The organism is Psychrobacillus sp. NEAU-3TGS (assembly GCF_029955155.1).
Taxonomy (GTDB): Bacteria; Bacillota; Bacilli; order Bacillales_A; family Planococcaceae; genus Psychrobacillus.
Map to the genome: position 1 here is coordinate 715,496 of NZ_JAPNOZ010000010.1, position 18,486 is coordinate 733,981.

Annotated in this window: 16 protein-coding genes; 9 read left to right on the forward strand and 7 right to left on the reverse strand. The window is 40.2% G+C overall.

The annotated features are described in order from the left end of the window. Nucleotides 1–24 precede the first annotated feature (24 nt). A complete protein-coding gene (locus OR571_RS11940; protein WP_282243013.1) occupies nucleotides 25–1,590 on the reverse strand; it encodes a glutathione ABC transporter substrate-binding protein in 1,566 nt (521 codons plus the stop codon). A 200-nt stretch (nucleotides 1,591–1,790) separates the two neighbouring features. Between OR571_RS11940 and OR571_RS11945 the strand changes: the two genes are divergently transcribed. From OR571_RS11945 to OR571_RS11980, 8 genes are read left to right on the forward strand one after another with little or no spacing between them, the layout of a single operon-like run. Further along, nucleotides 1,791–2,690 (forward strand): ABC transporter permease, encoded by a 900-nt coding sequence (locus OR571_RS11945; protein ID WP_282243014.1) that lies wholly within the window; start codon nucleotides 1,791–1,793, stop codon nucleotides 2,688–2,690. Between the two features lie 11 nt (nucleotides 2,691–2,701). Continuing rightward, entirely contained in the window at nucleotides 2,702–3,622 is a 921-nt protein-coding gene (gene nikB, locus OR571_RS11950) for a nickel ABC transporter permease (protein WP_282243015.1), read from the forward strand. 22 nt (nucleotides 3,623–3,644) lie between these two features. Then, nucleotides 3,645–4,646 (forward strand): ABC transporter ATP-binding protein, encoded by a 1,002-nt coding sequence (locus tag OR571_RS11955; protein WP_282243016.1) that lies wholly within the window; start codon nucleotides 3,645–3,647, stop codon nucleotides 4,644–4,646. Then, nucleotides 4,646–5,644 (forward strand): ABC transporter ATP-binding protein, encoded by a 999-nt coding sequence (locus OR571_RS11960; RefSeq protein WP_282243017.1) that lies wholly within the window; start codon nucleotides 4,646–4,648, stop codon nucleotides 5,642–5,644. Before OR571_RS11955 ends, OR571_RS11960 begins: the two co-directional genes overlap by 1 nt. Before the next feature lie 27 nt (nucleotides 5,645–5,671). After that, the gene (locus OR571_RS11965) at nucleotides 5,672–6,451 is read left to right on the forward strand and encodes a sensor histidine kinase (RefSeq protein WP_282243018.1); all 780 of its coding nucleotides are present in this window, start codon (nucleotides 5,672–5,674) and stop codon (nucleotides 6,449–6,451) included. Then, entirely contained in the window at nucleotides 6,429–7,124 is a 696-nt protein-coding gene (locus OR571_RS11970; RefSeq protein ID WP_282243019.1) for a response regulator transcription factor, read from the forward strand. Before OR571_RS11965 ends, OR571_RS11970 begins: the two co-directional genes overlap by 23 nt. Beyond that, complete coding sequence (locus OR571_RS11975) at nucleotides 7,121–7,996, forward strand: SLC5/6 family protein (protein ID WP_282243020.1); 876 nt, start codon at nucleotides 7,121–7,123, stop codon at nucleotides 7,994–7,996. The genes OR571_RS11970 and OR571_RS11975 overlap by 4 nt, the downstream gene beginning before the upstream one ends. After that, nucleotides 7,993–8,424: a hypothetical protein gene (locus tag OR571_RS11980; protein WP_282243021.1), complete on the forward strand. Its 432-nt coding sequence runs from the start codon at nucleotides 7,993–7,995 to the stop codon at nucleotides 8,422–8,424. Before OR571_RS11975 ends, OR571_RS11980 begins: the two co-directional genes overlap by 4 nt. A 256-nt stretch (nucleotides 8,425–8,680) precedes the next feature. Here the strand turns inward: OR571_RS11980 and OR571_RS11985 are convergent, their stop codons facing one another. The 6 genes from OR571_RS11985 to speE form a co-directional block, all read right to left on the reverse strand. Then, the gene (locus OR571_RS11985) at nucleotides 8,681–9,877 is read right to left on the reverse strand and encodes an amidohydrolase (protein WP_282243022.1); all 1,197 of its coding nucleotides are present in this window, start codon (nucleotides 9,875–9,877) and stop codon (nucleotides 8,681–8,683) included. A 51-nt stretch (nucleotides 9,878–9,928) separates the two neighbouring features. Then, complete coding sequence (locus tag OR571_RS11990; protein WP_142537982.1) at nucleotides 9,929–11,488, reverse strand: glutathione ABC transporter substrate-binding protein; 1,560 nt, start codon at nucleotides 11,486–11,488, stop codon at nucleotides 9,929–9,931. Between the two features lie 605 nt (nucleotides 11,489–12,093). Further along, nucleotides 12,094–13,761, reverse strand: coding sequence for an arginine--tRNA ligase (gene argS / locus OR571_RS11995; protein ID WP_282243023.1), 1,668 nt, complete (start codon nucleotides 13,759–13,761; stop codon nucleotides 12,094–12,096). Continuing rightward, nucleotides 13,762–14,181, reverse strand: coding sequence for a YwiB family protein (locus tag OR571_RS12000; RefSeq protein ID WP_282243024.1), 420 nt, complete (start codon nucleotides 14,179–14,181; stop codon nucleotides 13,762–13,764). A 127-nt stretch (nucleotides 14,182–14,308) separates the two neighbouring features. Further along, nucleotides 14,309–15,181, reverse strand: coding sequence for an agmatinase (gene speB, locus OR571_RS12005; RefSeq protein WP_282243025.1), 873 nt, complete (start codon nucleotides 15,179–15,181; stop codon nucleotides 14,309–14,311). 4 nt (nucleotides 15,182–15,185) lie between these two features. Continuing rightward, nucleotides 15,186–16,019, reverse strand: a complete 834-nt coding sequence (gene speE, locus OR571_RS12010) for a spermidine synthase (RefSeq protein ID WP_282243026.1) — start codon at nucleotides 16,017–16,019, stop codon at nucleotides 15,186–15,188. 214 nt (nucleotides 16,020–16,233) lie between these two features. Between speE and OR571_RS12015 the strand changes: the two genes are divergently transcribed. Further along, a complete protein-coding gene (locus OR571_RS12015; RefSeq protein ID WP_282243027.1) occupies nucleotides 16,234–18,261 on the forward strand; it encodes a transglycosylase domain-containing protein in 2,028 nt (675 codons plus the stop codon). Nucleotides 18,262–18,486 lie beyond the last annotated feature (225 nt).

Below are 18,486 nucleotides of genomic sequence, written 5' to 3' on the forward strand. Positions count from 1 at the left end.
ATAGCTGATGCCGAGATATGATGATTATTCAGTAATCTTTACATTCTCAATCATGAGGTAGTTCGATGCGTTTAACCAATAACCAGACACATTTTTGTTGGATACAGCCAAGTGTTCATAGTTACGGATTGGTACATATACTGCTTCGTCTAACTCAATTTGTAACACTTTTTCGTAAAGCGCTTTACGCTCTTCTTGGTCTGTTTCTTGTCTCGCTTGCTCAATTAATTGGTCGACTTCCGGATTAGTGTAATAGAATGAGTTTCCGGCAGGTCCATGTGATGAGGAATGGAACAGATTATATTGATTGTAGTCTCCATCTCCTGTTGCATTACCCCAACCTGAGATAAACATTTCATGTTCGCCGTTGTTCGTCATCTCAATAAATGCTCCATATTCCATCACTTGAATCTCAACATCAATGCCAATGCCTTTTAATTGGGACTGGATGACTTCAGCCATATTAATACGTTCTTTACGGTCACTAGTCAGCAAGGAAATTTTGTAGCCTTCTTCAATACCAGCTTCTTTTAGTAATTTTTTCGCTGCATTTAGATCGTAGGCAAGTGGTTTAGAAGATTCGCTATAACCGAAGACCTTTGGACTCATTGCAGAGTTCGCTAATGTACCGACATCATTGTAGACTCCAGAAATAATAGCTTCCCTTTCAATTGCGTGGCTGATCGCTTGACGTACACGCAAATCATCAAATGGTTCCTTTTCAACATTGAATCCTAGGTATTCAACTGCAAGACCTTCCGTTCGATAAAGTTCCATCGTATCCGAAGCTTCGATTCGTTCTATCTCTGTTACTGGTACTTGGTCGTTAATATGCGCCTCACCAGTCTCAATCATCGCCAGACGTGTAGCGTCTTCTGGCACCACTTTAAAGACTACACGTTCAACAGCAGCTTCCTCCCCCCAATAGTCTGGATTCTTCACAATAGAAACCTCTTGCCCTGAGATCCACTTTTCAAATGTATATGGTCCGGTACCTATCGGATTTTCTTTAAGGGCTTCAGGATTTTCTGTGATAGCTGTTGGACTGATCATACTTCCCTCTTGACTTGCCAAAATGGAAAGCAATGGAGCGTATGGATAAGAGAGATGGAAACGAACCGTCAGTTCATCAACAATCTCTATTTCTTCGATCATTGAAAACTTTTCACGTTGTGGTGACCCTACAGCTGGATCTAAAAGACGATCCATAGTCGCTTTCACTGCATCAGCGTTGAATGGAGTCCCGTCATGGAAAGTCACGCCCTCCTGAAGTTTGAATTCCCAAGTAGTATCATCGATTACATTCCATTCTTTTGCCAGACCGGGTTGAGTCTCAAAGTTCTCATCAGGCCTTACTAACGTTTCATAGACTTTTTGGTACAAAATATTTGCAGATGGGATATCCGTAATAAAATGGGGATCAAGATTTGTAGCATCCGACAGACGTACTACAATCAACTCTTCCGCCGTATTTTCTACCCCATCAGTTTGTTCCTCTGTCCCTGTCGAACCACTAGTCGAACATGCTGCTAATAGTAGCGTGATACTCCCAGCAAGGAACAAATGTTTCATCTTTTTCATCACTCTCATTTCCCTTCCCTTTGAAATTGATGCATAGCATCTATTGGTTACAGTACCTATCGTACTTAAATGTTCCCCATGCGTTTTGCATTATTTTTACAAGTTGTTTTACTATTTCGACTATATATTCAAAACACATTTACTTTTCTATATAATTTGATAATTTTAAGCTAGCTTACTGATTTTAAATTGAAAAAGGAGAGAACATTATGTCAACGATCCAAGAGACAGATACACTTGCTGTCACTCAAGTATTAGGCGCTCCCAAAGAGTCCGCTTGGCGCAATTTTATTTCTCAGTTTTTCCGAAATAAAGCGGCTGTTGTTGGAGCTATTATCATTGCCTTCTATGTTTTTATTGCTATCTTTGCTCCACTACTTGCTCCTTATGATCCTTACGAGATTCAATTGGAGAACAAGCTTCAATCTCCTTCTATTGAACACTGGATGGGTACTGACGACAAAGGACGAGACATATTAAGCAGAATTCTTTATGGCTCTCGTCTCTCTATGGGAGTTGGATTTGCTGCTGTAGCCTTTGGTGCATTCTTTGGAATTCTTTTTGGCTTGATTGCAGGTTATTACGGTAAATGGGTAGATTCCCTCATTATGCGGTGTATGGATGTACTTCTTGCATTTCCAGGTATTCTCTTAGCACTTGCTATCATCAGTGCATTAGGACCAGGAATGATCAATGTAACGATAGCAGTAGGAGCATTTTCAGTACCTCTATTTGCTCGAATCGTACGCGGTTCTACTTTAGAAGTAAAGAAATTAGAGTATGTAGATGCCATTCGGTCATTAGGTGCTAAAGACAGTACAATCATCTTTCGCCACATCTTACCGAACATTCTATCACCGATTATCGTGCAAGGGACATTAAGGATTGCTACAGCAATTTTGTCTGCTGCTGGTTTATCCTTCCTAGGTCTAGGAGCCCAGCCTCCATCGTCTGAATGGGGAACTATGTTAAGCGGCGGACGTGATTTCTTATTCTCTGCACCTTACATTGCTATTTTCCCAGGAATGGCCATCGCCATTCTAGTTCTTGGCTTTAATATCTTTGGCGACGGATTGCGTGATGCACTAGATCCGCGTATGAAAAATTAGGAGGTGCTTACATGATTTGGTTCATTACAAAACGTTTAATGCAGACCGTACCGGTCATTATTGGAGTTACTATTGTAGTATTTGTCATTATGCAACTTGTTCCTGGAGATCCGGCTGTCCTACTTGCTGGTGAAGGGGCAACAAAAGAGACGATTGAAGCACTTCGTGAACAACTCGGTCTTCATCAACCTCTCTATGTACAATACTTCGATTATGTTAGCAATCTACTACGGGGCGATATGGGCTTCTCACTCAAAAATAACCAGCCCGTGTTGCAAGAAATTATGACTCGTCTACCGATTACATTAGAGCTTGCTATTTTCAGTACGCTTATCACTATCGTCCTTGGGATGCTTGCAGGTATCATCTCTGCGATTAGACCGTATTCCATCTTAGATACAGTTGTTATGGTTGTTGCATTACTAGGTATCTCATTACCAAGCTTTTGGTTCGGTTTGATGTTAATGTATTCCTTTTCAGTCAAACTTCATATTTTCCCTGTTGCAGGGTGGGATAGCATGTTACACGTTGTTCTTCCCGCATTCACGCTTGGAGCAGGTGGTGCTGCAATCGTGGCTCGAATGACACGTTCGAGCATGCTAGAAGTTATTCGCCAAGATTATATTCGGACAGCACGTGCAAAGGGTGTTAAAGAGCGTGTAATCATCTACAAGCACGCATTAAGAAATGCGCTAATTCCTGTCATTACTGTTGTCGGATTGCAATTCGGTGCTCTTTTAGGTGGAACTGTTCTAGTGGAGTCCATCTTTGCAATCAATGGATTAGGTCGTATGATTGTCGACGCAATTCGTATGCGTGACCTGCCTGTCGTCCAAGGCGGTGTTCTTGTCGCTTCTCTTGTATTCGTTGTAGTAAACCTAATCGTAGATATTCTATATCGTCTATTCAATAAACGTATCGAACTTAATTAATTCAAGAAAGTAGGTGATTTTCATGTCAAAAGAGGTCATATTAGAAGTTAAAAATCTGCAGACTCATTTCACAACTAAACGAGGTACAAGTAAGGCCGTGGATGGGATTGATTTTACACTTCACAAAGGGGAAACCCTTGGAATTGTAGGGGAGTCGGGATGTGGTAAGAGTATCACGTCGCTTTCAATCTTACGTCTAATTCCTTCTCCTCCAGGAAAAATTGCCGGAGGAGAAGTTCTCTTCAAAGGAAGGAACTTAGTGGAACTTCCTGAATCTGAGATGAGAAAATTACGGGGAAATGAGATCTCGATGATTTTTCAGGAACCAATGACGTCGCTGAACCCAGTACTTCCTGTTGGTGAGCAGATTGCAGAAGCTATCCGCCTTCATCAGAACCTAAATAAAAAAGAGGCTGCTAAAAAAGCAGTAGAAATGTTAGGTCTTGTAGGTATCCCATCTCCCGAAAAACGCGCCAAACAAGAGCCGTTTCAATTGAGTGGCGGCATGCGACAACGTGTGATGATCGCGATGGCACTATCATGTAATCCTGAAGTTCTTATTGCAGATGAACCAACAACGGCATTAGATGTAACTATTCAAGCTCAAATCTTAAGATTGATGAAAGAACTGCAAGAACGATTAGGGATGGGTGTAATACTCATTACACACGATTTGGGAGTGGTCGCTGAAACATGCGATAAAGTGGCCGTTATGTATGCAGGAAACATCGTAGAACATGCAACTACAGAAACGTTATTTGAAACTCCCTTGCACCCATACACGCAAGGACTATTAGCTTCATTGCCAAAAATTGATGAGGATCAAGAAGAGCTTTATACAATTGAGGGAAATGTACCAAGTGCATTCAATATGCCATCCGGTTGCCGTTTTGCTTCCCGATGTCCATTGGCAACAAACCTATGTCGAGAGTATAAGCCTGAATTAATTGAACATGAAAGCGGCTCAAAGGTACGATGCTGGGTTTACAGTAATAAGTGGCAAGAACAGGAGGTAGTTGTGTAATGGTAAATGTCCAAGAACAAAAGGTTCTCCTAGAAGTACAAAATCTTAAACAGTACTTCCCTGTAAAACGAGAAAAGCTATTGCAACCTAAGCTTTCTGTGAAGGCTGTGGATGATATTAGTTTCACACTGCGCGAAGGAGAAACGTTAAGTATTGTAGGAGAAAGCGGTTGTGGTAAATCTACAACCGGTCGAGCGATCCTAAGATTAGACGAACCGACAGCGGGAAAAGTAGTGTATAATGGTAAGAATATATTAGAATTGTCAAAAAAGGATTTGCGGACATTACGAGGTGACTTACAAGTAATTTTCCAAGACCCTTTCGCATCTTTAAATCCACGACAAACGATTCAACAGATCCTTTCTGAAGCGATGTCGATTCAAAACTCCGTTCAGAAAGAGTTAAGAAAAGATCGAATGAGAGAACTTATGCATCTCGTAGGACTGCCTGAAGAAGCATTGTCTCGTCATCCTCATGAATTTAGTGGCGGACAGCGACAGCGTATCGGAATTGCACGAGCATTGGCTGTGAACCCTAAATTGATAATTTGTGACGAAGCCGTATCTGCCTTAGATGTATCAATTCAAGCACAAATCTTAAATTTGTTAAAACGACTACAACGTCAATTGAATTTGACATTTTTGTTTATATCACATGATTTAAGCGTTGTTCGTCATATCTCTGATCGTGTCATGGTAATGTACCTTGGTAAAGTAGTAGAAATTGCGCCTAAACACGCACTGTTTGATCAACCAACACACCCGTATACTCGAGCATTACTCTCATCAATACCTGTACCCAATCCTAAGGTACAAACGGAACGTATTCTTTTATCAGGGGATGTCCCCTCACCAATCAATCCGCCATCTGGTTGTCGCTTTCATACTCGCTGTCCTTTTGCGACAGAATTATGTAGTAGCAAGGAACCGGAGACAGTAGAAGTGCAAAATGGACACTACGTTGCGTGTCACTACGCGAACGATTTCTTCTCTGCTTAACCGATTTTTAAAAAGGAGTCAGAGCATATGTTAACAATTGAGGCTTTTACGATATTCATCGCCCTCTGCATTCTGGCTCCTATTTTAGGAGCGCTTGCCCTATTGTTTTTATTAGCTTACGAAAATCGAATTGATTTACTAGAAAAACAAAAGAAAGAAATGGCTTTAGAACGTGATTTACAGGAAGCACTCTACAATCAACTCAATCAAGAAATACAACCTCATTTCTTTTTTAACACGCTAAATTCCTTGCTGAGTTTAGCAAGACTTGGACGAAAAGAAGAGTTAATTTCAGGAATTGAAAACTTCTCAAAGTTACTAAAACACAAATATATTACTACTGATAGAACACTAACCTTGCAAAAGGAACTTGAATATGTCGAATACTACTTGGCAATACAACGAATCAGGTTCCGTGAACGCCTTGAAATCGATTGGCAAACAGAACAGCAGGTATCGTCTGCTCTTACTATTCCATATTTAGTCCAAACATTAATTGAAAATGCCTTTAAACATGCATTTGAAAAAAATCCAGGGCGAGCTCATTTAATCATTTCTGCAATTCGTAAAGGGTCGCAAGTACAAATAGCTGTCACCAACAATCTTGTCGTTTCTTCAACAGATAAAGAAGATACTACAGGAATAGGGTTATCAAACTTAGAGAATCGTCTCTCGCTCTTGTTTTCGAAAGACGAAATATCTATTGAAAGCCAGATAAACGGGGAATGGATCACCGTATCTATCTCATATCCATTTCAATATTGGGAAGAAAGGAGAAATAAAAATGAACATTTTAGTAGTAGATGACGAACCTCTCGAGATTGAACAGATGGTGTATCTCATTGAAAAGCATTTCCCTACCGCTACAGTGTGGAAAGCCCAAGACGCATCGCAAGCTATTCGTCTTGCCCGAAAGACTTCTATTCGTCTTGCCTTTTTGGATATACAGATGCCCGGTAAAAGTGGATTGGACCTTGCTCAGGAACTTAAAACAGAAACAAAAGCTGATCTGGTTATGGTCACTGCATTTCAAAGTTTTGAATTTGCACAACAGGCTATCAAAGTCGGAGTATTGGATTATTTGACTAAACCGATTATAGAAGAGGATCTAGTGCGTGTACTAAATCATTATACAGCTCATTCTCACTATTCCGAGACGATACGCCGTACGCTTCAAATTATTCATGAAGAATTTGGTGAGCGTCTAACACTTAGCAGTTTAGCGTCCCGTATACATATCAATCCGGCCTACTTAAGTCGAAAGTTTCAAGAAGAAGTTGGAACGGGGTTTGCTGAATACGTGAACCATTATCGTCTCGTCGCAGCCAAGCGAATGTTATGCGAAAAGCCAGATGCCACAATTTCATCTATTGCTGAATGTTGCGGCTTCAACAGCCAGCACTACTTTAGCCAAATGTTTCGCAAAGAATTTAACACCACCCCACGAGATTACAGAGCCAAGGAGCTGTACATGGCATGAACGACAAATGGATGCTCTATATGCGTGGGTCGGTTACCTTTGGATTAGGATTAGCAATTATTACATTACTTGCACGGTGGGTAACCGGAAACACCATCCTTTCTTCTCCTCAGACGCTAATTCAATATGGAATTGCTGGTAGTATCGGGTACGCTATTGCAGGCGGACTCGCTTTCTTTTTTCTTGGGCTTGTGGCAAAACGAGTCCGACGTAGTTTTCCTGAAGCAATAACGATTGGTGATGTGTTAAAAGAAAAGCTTTTGCCTTCTTATTATCATACTTTTATTCTGATGCTACTCTTCATGGGTGCATATGCTCTTATGGTGCAATTTTATGCAGCTGGAACACTGTTTTATTATGCAATTCCTCAGTTACCACTCATTGGTTTTGGAGGATTTTTGCTTTTGGTTATCTATTTTGGCGGGTATGGTGGGTTGAAAAAACTAACCTCCCTCTCGTTCTACAGTGTCGTCATGATATTTCTGACGACTATCCTGCTCCCTATTTATTCGTATCTTCAAAACGGTATAAGCCCCATCTATGATGGGGTCAAACTATATCATCCGTATCTTTTTTTCATGGGAAGTCATGAGACGGTTTGGTTTGTGTCGGCTGCCATCCTTGTATTCACCGGGCAAATTCTAACGGATAGCGCTACTTGGATGCGAATTTTTGTAACAAAACCAGAAAAAATTGGTTTAGCATTTCAATCTACTGGGCTTATCTGGGCCACCGTTCCTATGGCACTATTAGCACTGTTGTTGTTCGCAATATCTGGGAAATCATTTGATCATGTATACCTTCTCATCCAAACAATGTTGCAAGCACTAGATGCATCTTTCTTAATGATTATCTTTGTGTTTTTTGTTTGATAGCAATGCTTACAGCTTCGAGTAGTGAATTGCATGGTTGGACATCTCTTCTCATCAAAAACGTATGGCTAGAAAAATCATTAACGGATAAACAGATTACACAGTATCGTCACCTATCTGTTTGGCTCTTGGCATTTATCCTTTTCGTAATCGTTGCAATTGTTTTCCCTTCGTCTTTTTCCTTACTCTTCTTTTTTGGGAATCTGTACGCTTCTTTGATTCCAGCTGTGATGTATATATTGATAACAGAGCATCGCACGGGACCTGCACCTGCCATAATTGTTGCGATAGGTTCTGTCATAGGAATTGTGAGTCATCTATCACTTCATTCCTTCTTTTCAATATGGGCAAGCTTTTTGTCAGCATGCCTACTTTTTATAGCGTTTTATTTATTTAACCTACAAAAATACAAGAAACCGATGGAATAGGAAATTGACATAATGGCACGTACTGCATCGGATAAACCTTACTAACTGCCACTCGGATTGCTCCTTTCGTCAGTTACTCCGAAAGACAAGGTATACCAGAACATCTCAAACGTCCATCGTCTCATTGGTTGTGGGATTATTTTGTGTACTTGGTAGGTTCTTTTGGCCCTCATTTTTTCTATGATGTCTTTGCATTTCTCAATACCACCTGATTCCTTTCAAAGAAAAAAGCCTTCTTAAGTTAGAAGGCTTTTCCTTAATACATACGTACTCCTTTAGCGATTACTACCTCTCTAGGAGTACGTCGTGCTATAAATTCTGCAGAACACTGAGCAGAAGTTAAAATCATCGAAGCATCTTGACCTACACAGGGCCAAAGTCTCTCACCTTGTTCGGAGAGAGGAGTAATACCGTCTGTGATAAATTTGAGAGACGCGGCCAATGCTTTTTCATTGGTCCATCGATTTTTTTCTAGCAATCTCCCTAATCTTTCTACCAAATCCCCATTTCCTGTCGGCCACCAAGAATCATAAATATTGTCGCTACCTAGATACACACCTATCCCTTGTTTATCTAGCCAATCGACTGGAGGTGCATTTCGACCAATAGGGACTGTTGTAATAATTTGAATTTCCGCCTCTTTCATTGCTTGTATAACAGAACCTAGAGCTTCTGTCGACACATCTCCAAGCCCAAATGCATGGCTCACATAAACACGCCCTTGAAGTCGGTACTCGCAAGTCAATTTTGCTAACCTTTCAATAGTATACGTTCCAAGGTGTCCAGGATCGTGCAAATGTATGTCCACACCGACATTACCTTCTACTGCCATTTCCAGTAGGGTACGTAGAGACTTTTCGATATCTTGATCCACGGTAGCCGGATCAACAGAACCGATAAAGTCAGCCCCTTCTACAATTGCCTGACGCATAGCAGAGATTGTATCGTCGTTAAGAAAACCATGTTGGGCAAATGCCACGATTTCTGTTTGTATTTCAGGATACTTCTCAGTTACTTTTTTTACTTCTCTATAAAAAGAGAGACCAACTTCAGGATAGATGTCCACATGGGTTCGTATGGAAGTGGCACCCATCGAAATTAAATGTTTAAATAAGTTCTCTGCCCTTTTTTCTGCCGTATATTCAGCTTTCTTTAGTATTGACTTTTCCATATAGCTTCTCTCCAATACGGAGGAAGCTGGGATACACGCTTTCCATGGCATACCGAAATAAGTTTTGTCTAAATGCACGTGTTTTTCAGAAATTCCTGGTAATGCCAATCTCCCACCAGCATCTAGCCATCCTTCCGCTAAAGAATCTCCTGTTGTCTCGCTAATCTTGACAATCTTACCATTCTTCCACTCTATATCCACTAGTTCTGTAACTGTTTCTACGCGTTGGTGATCAACTTGACTCCATCCTTTTTCTATTCTTACATTTCTTAGACCTTTCATAAAATACCCTCCTCTAAATGGAAAAGAGGCTTCAAGGAAGCCTGTCTGTAGTTAATTGTTTATACGAGTTGTTGAGAGATCGATATATCCCGCTGGGGTGATATCGAAACCTTTAACATCTTTATGCACCGCAGCCATGTTTTCAATCACACGGACTGGAATGTAGAGAGCATCTTCCATTTGTTTGTGTTGCGCTTTGGAATAAAGCTCGCCTCGCTTGTCACTATCCATCTCTTGTCTTGCCTGTTCAATCCATTCATCAACTTGTGGATCTGCGTAGAAGAATCTATTTCCACCCGGTCCATGTGTACTAGAATGCAAGAGATTAAACTGGTTATAATCGGCATCTCCTGTGGCATTTCTCCAACTCAAAATATACATTTCTGTATTACCGGAATTCGTCGTATCTACAAAGGTACCATATTCTAAAACTTCTATTTCAACTGTAATACCAATACCTTTTAGTTGAGATTGGACCACCTCAGCAAGGTTAATACGTTCTTTGCTATCCATCGTTGTAAGTTTAATCGTCAATCCATCTTTATATCCAGCTTCAGCCATCAAACGTTTCGCTTCATCCAAATTATAGCTATACGGCTGCATCGTATCATCGTATCCGAACACTTTAGATCCTAGAAGTGAATTGGCAACTCCACCAACGTTGTTAAATACTCCTTTTCGAATGGAATCAACCTCAATTGCATGAGCAACTGCTTTTCGTAAAAGTACATTATCGAATGGTTGCTTTGAAACATTAAATCCAAGATACTCCGTACCATAGCTTTCACTTCGATAAAGATTACTAGACTGCGAATTTTCAACTGTCTCCATCATTGTAACTGACAATGGTTCTGTAACGTGCGCCTCCCCGGTCTCAATCATGGATACACGAGTCGTTTCTTCAGGTACTACTTTAAAGATGACTTTCGCTAATTTACTAGCCGATCCCCAATATTCTTCATTTCGTACTAAAACGATTTCTTGCCCTGGTTTCCAATGCTCAAAACGGAATGGGCCAGTACCGACAGGTTCATTGATGAGCTCCTTCCCAAAGCGTTCAATTGCTTTAGGGCTGATGATTCCACTTTCGTGACCCGCCAGAATAGAAAGTAAAGGAGCATATGGTTCAGTAAGAATAAATTGTACAGTATGATCATCAACAGCTTTAATTTCTTGAACCATAGAAAGAGCACCCGCTCGTGGCGACCCTACATTTGGATCTAACAATCGTTCGAATGTTTTCTTCACTGCCTCTGCCGTAAACGGTTCTCCATCGTGAAATGTTACATCTTCTCGAAGAGAAAATTCCCAAACGGTATCACTGATTTGTTTCCAACTTTCAGCTAGAAGTGGCACAAATTCAGAACTTTTATCACGCCCTACTAATCCTTCGTATACCTTCCCATGTGTAACACTCGCCGCATTAATAGTCGACATAAATTGATGATCTAAGTTTTCTGCATCTGACAGACGTGCAATGATTAACGTATCTGCATCTGACGCTTGCGCGTTACTAGATGATCCATCATCTGCCGAAAGCTGTGTAGAGCATCCTGTTAAAAGCAACAGTCCAGTAATAGCCAAACCAAGCCAATGTTTCTTCAATCTCATCTGAACCTCCCATTAATACTGTTTTTTCAATTATACGGATTATTCAGATATTATTTTTTTAGTATTTTGACTTGAATTTGTGATATTTTTAACTTTTTCTTAACAAATAGAATCGTATTGGATAATAAATACTTTGTATCTCCAGTAAGACAATAAAAATGATTTGGGTGCTATTCGTTATATGCATGACATAATAAGAAACTGCAAATATGAGTTTTCCGACAATCAGACTCTACAGAACATGTTCGATGTGAAGTTAGATGAGACACCTGCCGTCAAGGGCAACCGAGGATAGATCGATGAGGAATAGTGCTCGGTCTGTGACTTTTTAAACAATCGGGCTGAATGGAGAAGTGTACAGACTCAAGAAGAACATTGGTCAAATGTGTCTTCATAGAATTACCCATGAAAAGAGCTGTTCGATCATAACTTTACTATTGGTTCTGGATTCTCACAATAAAGTAAGACTAATGTGCTTTCCAAAGCTCTATGGAGATAATAGCGACAATTTGAATATATTTCTCCTCTTTTTTACTTTTACCCCATTTAAGTACTCCTTTCCCTCTAATAAAAAAACACTCCGACCGAGGTCGAAGTGTTCGATATTACATTTTTTCTGGAGCGGCAACGCCGATTAAGCGAAGTGCGTTCGCGATTGTTTGGCGAGCAGATGTAACTAGTGCAAGACGAGCGCCAGTTAAAGCGACATTTTCTGCATCGAGTACTTTATCCGCATTGTAGAAGCTGTGGAATGTTGCCGCTAGCTCTTGGATATAAGTTGCGACACGGTGAGGTGCACGAAGTTTTGCAGCATCTGCTACTACTTGTGGGAAGTCACCGATTTTTTTCAATAGATCTAATTCTTTTTCGCTTTGTAATAAATCAAGTGAATCTGTTGAAGCTTTTAATTGTTGAGTTTCAGCTGCTCGTAAGATGGAGCAAATACGTGCATGTGCATACTGTGCATAATACACTGGGTTTTCATTTGACTGGGAAACTGCTAAGTCCAAATCGAAGTCCATATGTGAGTCGCCTGAACGCATGCCAAAGAAGTAACGAACTGCATCTAGGCCTACCTCTTCTACTAGTTCACGCATCGTAACTGCTTTACCAGTACGTTTACTCATCTTCATTTTTTCGCCGTCTTTATATAGTTGAACCATTTGAATAACGGAAACTTCTAGTTTTTCACGCTCGTATCCAAGTGCTTCAATCGCCGCTTTCATACGTGGGATGTATCCGTGGTGGTCTGCTCCCCAAATGTTGATCAGTTGGTCGAAGCCGCGTACTAGCTTATCTTCATGGTAAGCGATATCTGGTAATAAATACGTGAAAGAGCCGTCACTTTTAATCAATACGCGGTCTTTGTCATCGCCAAACGTTGTAGAGCGGAACCAAGTTGCTCCTTCTTCTTCGAAAATATGACCGTTTGCTTTTAATTTATCTAATGCTACTTCAATTTTTCCATCTGTGTATAAAGAAGTTTCAGAGAACCAATTATCAAAGCCTACGCGGAAGTCGGATAAGTCTTTTTGTAGTTTCGCAAGCTCTACTTTTAAGCCGTGTGCACGGAAAGCTTTATAGCGTTCTTCGTCAGACATGTTCACAAATTTATCGCCATGCTCTTTTACTAGATCCGCTGCGATATCAATAATATCTTTTCCACGGTATCCGTCTTCTGGCATTTCTTTTTCTAAGCCTAATGCTTCGAAATAGCGCACTTCAATAGAAACCGCTAAGTTATGGATTTGATTTCCAGCATCATTAATATAATATTCACGAGAAACATCATATCCAGCAAAATCAAGTACGTTACATAGTGAATCTCCAACAGATGCACCACGCGCATGTCCTAAATGCAAGTCACCAGTTGGATTCGCAGACACGAACTCGACTTGAATTTTTTCGCCAGCACCAGATTTAGTACGGCCATAATCAGCTTGTTCAGCAAGTACTGCTTTTACTACTTCCTGTAAATAATCCTTACGCACGGTAATATTCATAAATCCTGGACCAGCGATGTCGATTTTTTCCATCATTGTACCTGACATATCTAGGTTTTCTACGATAGCGTCTGCAATTTGACGTGGATTTTTTTTCGCTAGTTTCGTTAATTGCATTGCAATATTTGTTGCGTAATCCCCATTTGCTTTGTCTTTCGGTGTTTCTAAATGGATAGAAGGAATTTGTTCTTCTTTTACAAGTTCCGCTTTCACAATTGCTTGTTGTAACGCTTTTTTGATCGATTGTTGTACTTGTTCTACTGCGTTCATTTAATTCGCCTCCGTGTAAATTAGTTCTAATGTATATGTACCAACTACTTCTTCGTTTATCAAGAGTTCATACTCCACTCGAAATTGCCCATCTTCAAATCGTAGTTGTTTCGTATTTGTTGTGATCATCATAGTTCCGTAACCTGGATCATAGCTTCCTGTTTGAAGCTCTCCTTTTACGAATGGCAGTCTCATTTTTACGAAGCCACTTCTAAGAATTAAAGCAGAATCACTATTTAACTTTACGGTCGTTTTGACTGCTTTGTCATTTTGTGTTTCTTCGTAAACCAAATAAGATTGATTCCCTTTTATCGTAAGTTCACCTGTTGTTTGGATATTAAATGTTTCTAATGCGGCATCTGGGTGTTGAATCGTAGATTGTAAGTGGATATTAACTATTTTTTTTATTGGTTGAGACATTGCGTTCATCCTTTAGAGCATTTTAATGTAACCTTTTTATTATAAAGCTAAAAGCATGATAATGACAACTAAACATAGGTAAAACCTAAAAAAAACGTGTGTCCTAAAAGGACAACACGTTTTTAAATTATTTAACCCAGCCTAAAATCATTTCTCGCAGCAGCTTCGAAGCAGTATTGGCAGTTTGTTCCGATGAATCGTAAATCGGTGCAACTTCTACTAAATCGAATCCAACTACATTGACGCCTGAGTTTGCGATCGCATGGATAGAAGCAAGTAACTCACGGCTAGTGATACCACCGCAATCTACTGTTCCCGTACCAGGTGCGTGTGCAGGGTCTAATACGTCGATGTCAATTGTGACATAGACAGGACGACCTTCTAGCGTAGGCAATACTTCTTTTAATGGCTCTAATACTTCAAACTTTGAAATATGCATGCCATTTTCTTTTGCCCAATCGAACTCTTCTTTCATTCCGGAACGGATTCCAAATGAATAAACGTTTTTTGGACCGATGTATTCCGCAATTTTACGAATCGGTGTCGAGTGAGAAAGTGGCTCCCCTTCATATTCCACACGTAAATCCGTATGCGCATCCATATGAATGATCGCAAGATTTTTGTAGTTGTCCGCCACTGTTTTCATAACCGGCCATGACACTAAATGCTCGCCGCCCATGCCAACAGGAACTTTCCCGTCTTGCATAAGTTGGCGAATGAAACCTGCGATTAAATCTAAGCTTTTCGATGCATTTCCAAATGGAAGCGGAATGTCTCCTGCATCAAAATAGTTTACTTCATCTAGCTCACGGTCTAAATATGGGCTATACTCCTCTAAACCAATGGAAACCTCACGAATACGCTGCGGGCCGAAGCGTGAACCTGGACGATAGCTTACTGTCCAGTCCATTGGCATCCCGTAAATAACTGCTTGTGCTTCTTCGTAATTTTGCTTGCTTTTAATAAAAACATTTCCTGAATAAGCTTCATCAAATCGCATCGGCTTACTCTCCTGCTAAGTCCTTCACAAATTTAGGCAATACGAATGCTGCTTTGTGAAGCTCTTTTGTGTAATATTTTGTGTCGATTTCGTGGAACTGCTCGTCCGGCACTTGAAGTGGATCGTATTTTTTTGATCCGATCGTAAAGCACCAAAGTCCACTTGGATACGTCGGGATATTCGCTAAGTACATATTTGTAATTGGGAAAATCTCTTTTACGTCCTTTTGTACTTGGCGAATTAAGTCTGCTTTGAACCATGGGTTGTCCGATTGTGCAACGAACAATCCGTCTTCTTTTAGGGCTTTTGAGATTCCAGCATAGAAACCTTTTGTAAATAGGTTTACCGCAGGACCTACTGGCTCAGTAGAATCTACCATGATAACGTCGTATTCGTTTTCAGATTCTGCAATATGCATGAATCCGTCGCCTACTTGAACGTCTACACGTGGGTTTTCTAATTCACAAGCAATTTCCGGTAAATATTTCTTCGAATACTCAATAACTTTTCCATCTATATCAACAAGTGTTGCTTTTTTTACTTTCGGGTGCTTCATAATTTCACGAATTACGCCACCGTCTCCGCCACCAACAACTAATACATTTTCCGGGTTTGGATGAGTAAATAAAGGAACATGTGCAACCATCTCGTGGTAAACAAACTCATCTTTTTGAGATGTCATAACCATGCCATCTAAAAAGAGCATATTCCCCCACTCTTCTGTTTCTGCCATTTCCAATAATTGAAAGTCTGTTTGCTCCGTATGAAGTGTACGTTTTACCTTCATCGTAATTCCAAAATTCTCGGTTTGTTTTTCAGTAAACCAAAATCCGCTCATCTATCTATCTCCTTTGTGAATACGTTTGTATATAGTGTATCAAAAAAATAATACAAAGAAAGTATAGAGCTTTTTCACAAAAGTGCAATACTTTTTTCTTTTTCCGTTTAATTTGAATCTATTGTTCTCATACTAATAAAAACATCCAAACAGGACGGAGGAGATTTTATTGGGGCGTGCACAATACCGGAAAAAAGCCACTCGATCTAAACGCATGAAAAGAGTTTTTTTACTAAGTATCGTTGCTAGCTTTGCATTAATTGGTGCACTTGTTACGCTCCGGGTTTACGCTCAAATCGTTGGTGCACCTATTATCCAAGTACCTATTTCGTCGGTATTTTTAGATGACCAGGGAAATGTAATTGGGGATCGATTTGAAGATCAAAGGCGTTACTGGGTTTCCCTCGAGGACATGTCACCATTTATTCCTGATGCGATTATTGCAGTAGAAGATCAGGAATTTTATAAGCATCACGGGTTTGATTATACTCGAATTGCTTCTGCCCTTTTGAAGGATATAAAAGCGATGCGAAAAGTGGAAGGCGCGAGTACGATTACCCAGCAATATGCTAGAAATCTATTTTTGACACATGAAAAGTCTTGGACTCGGAAGATCAATGAAGCTTTGTATGCTTACCGTTTGGAAGTTTTCTATGAAAAAGATGAATTGCTCGAAGGATTTTTAAACACTGTTTATTTTGGTCACGGTATGTACGGTGTAGAAGCCGCTAGCCGATATTATTTTGGAAAAAGTGCAAAAGACTTAACACTTGCAGAATCGGCTTTATTGATGGGAATCCCTAAAGGACCTACCTATTACTCCCCATTAGTCGATGAGGAAAAAGCGGGGAACCGACAACAACTGATTTTAAAATTAATGGAAAACGAGCAATTCATTACTGCAGAACAACGGGAACGTGCAGTCAGTGAACATTATGTGTTAAAGACGGAAGATTCGCTTGTGAAGAAAAAAGCGGCTCCTTACTTTTTAGAAGAGGTTTGGAAGGAAGCGACAGCAATTCTTCAGAAAAAGGGTCGCCGAATTGAAGAAGGTGGTTGGACAATCGAGACCACTTTGAACAGAAGTCACCAACAAGCAGCCGAAGAGGTCATCGAAAAGTGGATGCCCGAAGGAGAGCTACAAATTGGGTTTGTCAGCATCGAGCCAAAAACGGGATACGTTACAGCAATGGTCGGTGGACGCGATTTCAGCGAAAGTCCATTTAACCGAGTAACACAAGCGAAAAGGCAGCCTGGTTCGACGATAAAACCATTATTATTTGCTTCTGCGTTAGAAAATGGATTCACTCCTCTGACTTATATGAAAAGTGAACGAACTATTTTCACTTATGATAATGGACGACAGGAATATGAGCCGAAAAACGTCAATGATAAGTTTGCGGAGCACCCTATATCGATGGCACAAGCACTTGCTATCTCGGATAACATTTACGCTGTCAAAACGCTTGAACAAATTGGGTACAAGCCTTTTGAACAACTGATTGAACGGTTTAATATTAAAATGGACATCGATGAAACGCCCGCAACTGCGCTCGGCACTTCAGAAGCTTCTTTGTTGGATATGACGAAAGCATATAATGCTATTTCTGCAAAGGGAATACTAAGAGAACCAACTTATATTACGAAAATAACTGATAACAACGGCAAGGTTCTTTATGATTTGGAAAAAGATAAAAGGAAAGATAAAAAAGTGTTGCTTGAACAAGATGCCTTTTTGCTGTCTCATTTACTAACCGGTATGTTCGATCCGACTTTCAATGATTACTCTCCTGCAACCGGCTTAAGTATTCGTGCAAAACAGACGAGACCATATGCAGCAAAATCCGGGACGACGATTTCCGACCAATATTTAATCGGTTTCTCCCCTCAATTGACTGCTGGTGTTTGGAATGGCTATGACCAAGGAAAACAAGTGAGTGAAGCCGAAGCTCGACAAGTAACAAAACAAGTGTGGATTGAATTTATGGAAAAAGCACATCAAGGCTTACCATCAGAACCATTTATTGCTCCTGCAGGAGTTCGCGGAGTTATTGTGGATATTGAGACTGGTGGAATTGCCACTTCCGCTTGTGAAAAACAACGACTTGTCTATTTAAAAGAGGAAGACATTCCAACTAAGCTATGTACAGATCCAACTTTGAAGCAACAAACATTCGAAGCATCCGATAGCGAGGATACAACACCATGGTCCATATTCCCATTTTCGTTTTTTGGAGAATGAAGTTAGTGGGAATGGATGGATATGAGTAACTAGTTAGCTTAATTGGGAATAAACGGATAAGGGCAACCAATTGCAGACTATAGCAACTAAACCAAAATAAAAAGCTTTCTACTACCTATAAAAGGTAATAGAAAGCTTTTTCTTAGTGTTGCGTTCTGCCAAAATTATGTAATTACAGGATTGGGTTGTCACAATGATTACACTTTCCTAGCCTACTTACGACTC

Bases quoted from the DNA above. Each gene is read 5' to 3' on its own strand.
- OR571_RS11940 (WP_282243013.1), bottom strand. From the start codon at position 1,590: ATGAGAGTGATGAAAAAGATGAAACATTTGTTCCTTGCTGGGAGTATC.
- OR571_RS11945 (WP_282243014.1), top strand. From the start codon at position 1,791: ATGTCAACGATCCAAGAGACAGATACACTTGCTGTCACTCAAGTATTA.
- nikB (WP_282243015.1), top strand. From the start codon at position 2,702: ATGATTTGGTTCATTACAAAACGTTTAATGCAGACCGTACCGGTCATT.
- OR571_RS11955 (WP_282243016.1), top strand. From the start codon at position 3,645: ATGTCAAAAGAGGTCATATTAGAAGTTAAAAATCTGCAGACTCATTTC.
- OR571_RS11960 (WP_282243017.1), top strand. From the start codon at position 4,646: ATGGTAAATGTCCAAGAACAAAAGGTTCTCCTAGAAGTACAAAATCTT.
- OR571_RS11965 (WP_282243018.1), top strand. From the start codon at position 5,672: ATGTTAACAATTGAGGCTTTTACGATATTCATCGCCCTCTGCATTCTG.
- OR571_RS11970 (WP_282243019.1), top strand. From the start codon at position 6,429: ATGAACATTTTAGTAGTAGATGACGAACCTCTCGAGATTGAACAGATG.
- OR571_RS11975 (WP_282243020.1), top strand. From the start codon at position 7,121: ATGAACGACAAATGGATGCTCTATATGCGTGGGTCGGTTACCTTTGGA.
- OR571_RS11985 (WP_282243022.1), bottom strand. From the start codon at position 9,877: ATGAAAGGTCTAAGAAATGTAAGAATAGAAAAAGGATGGAGTCAAGTT.
- OR571_RS11990 (WP_142537982.1), bottom strand. From the start codon at position 11,488: ATGAGATTGAAGAAACATTGGCTTGGTTTGGCTATTACTGGACTGTTG.
- argS (WP_282243023.1), bottom strand. From the start codon at position 13,761: ATGAACGCAGTAGAACAAGTACAACAATCGATCAAAAAAGCGTTACAA.
- OR571_RS12000 (WP_282243024.1), bottom strand. From the start codon at position 14,181: ATGTCTCAACCAATAAAAAAAATAGTTAATATCCACTTACAATCTACG.
- speB (WP_282243025.1), bottom strand. From the start codon at position 15,181: ATGCGATTTGATGAAGCTTATTCAGGAAATGTTTTTATTAAAAGCAAG.
- speE (WP_282243026.1), bottom strand. From the start codon at position 16,019: ATGAGCGGATTTTGGTTTACTGAAAAACAAACCGAGAATTTTGGAATT.
- OR571_RS12015 (WP_282243027.1), top strand. From the start codon at position 16,234: ATGAAAAGAGTTTTTTTACTAAGTATCGTTGCTAGCTTTGCATTAATT.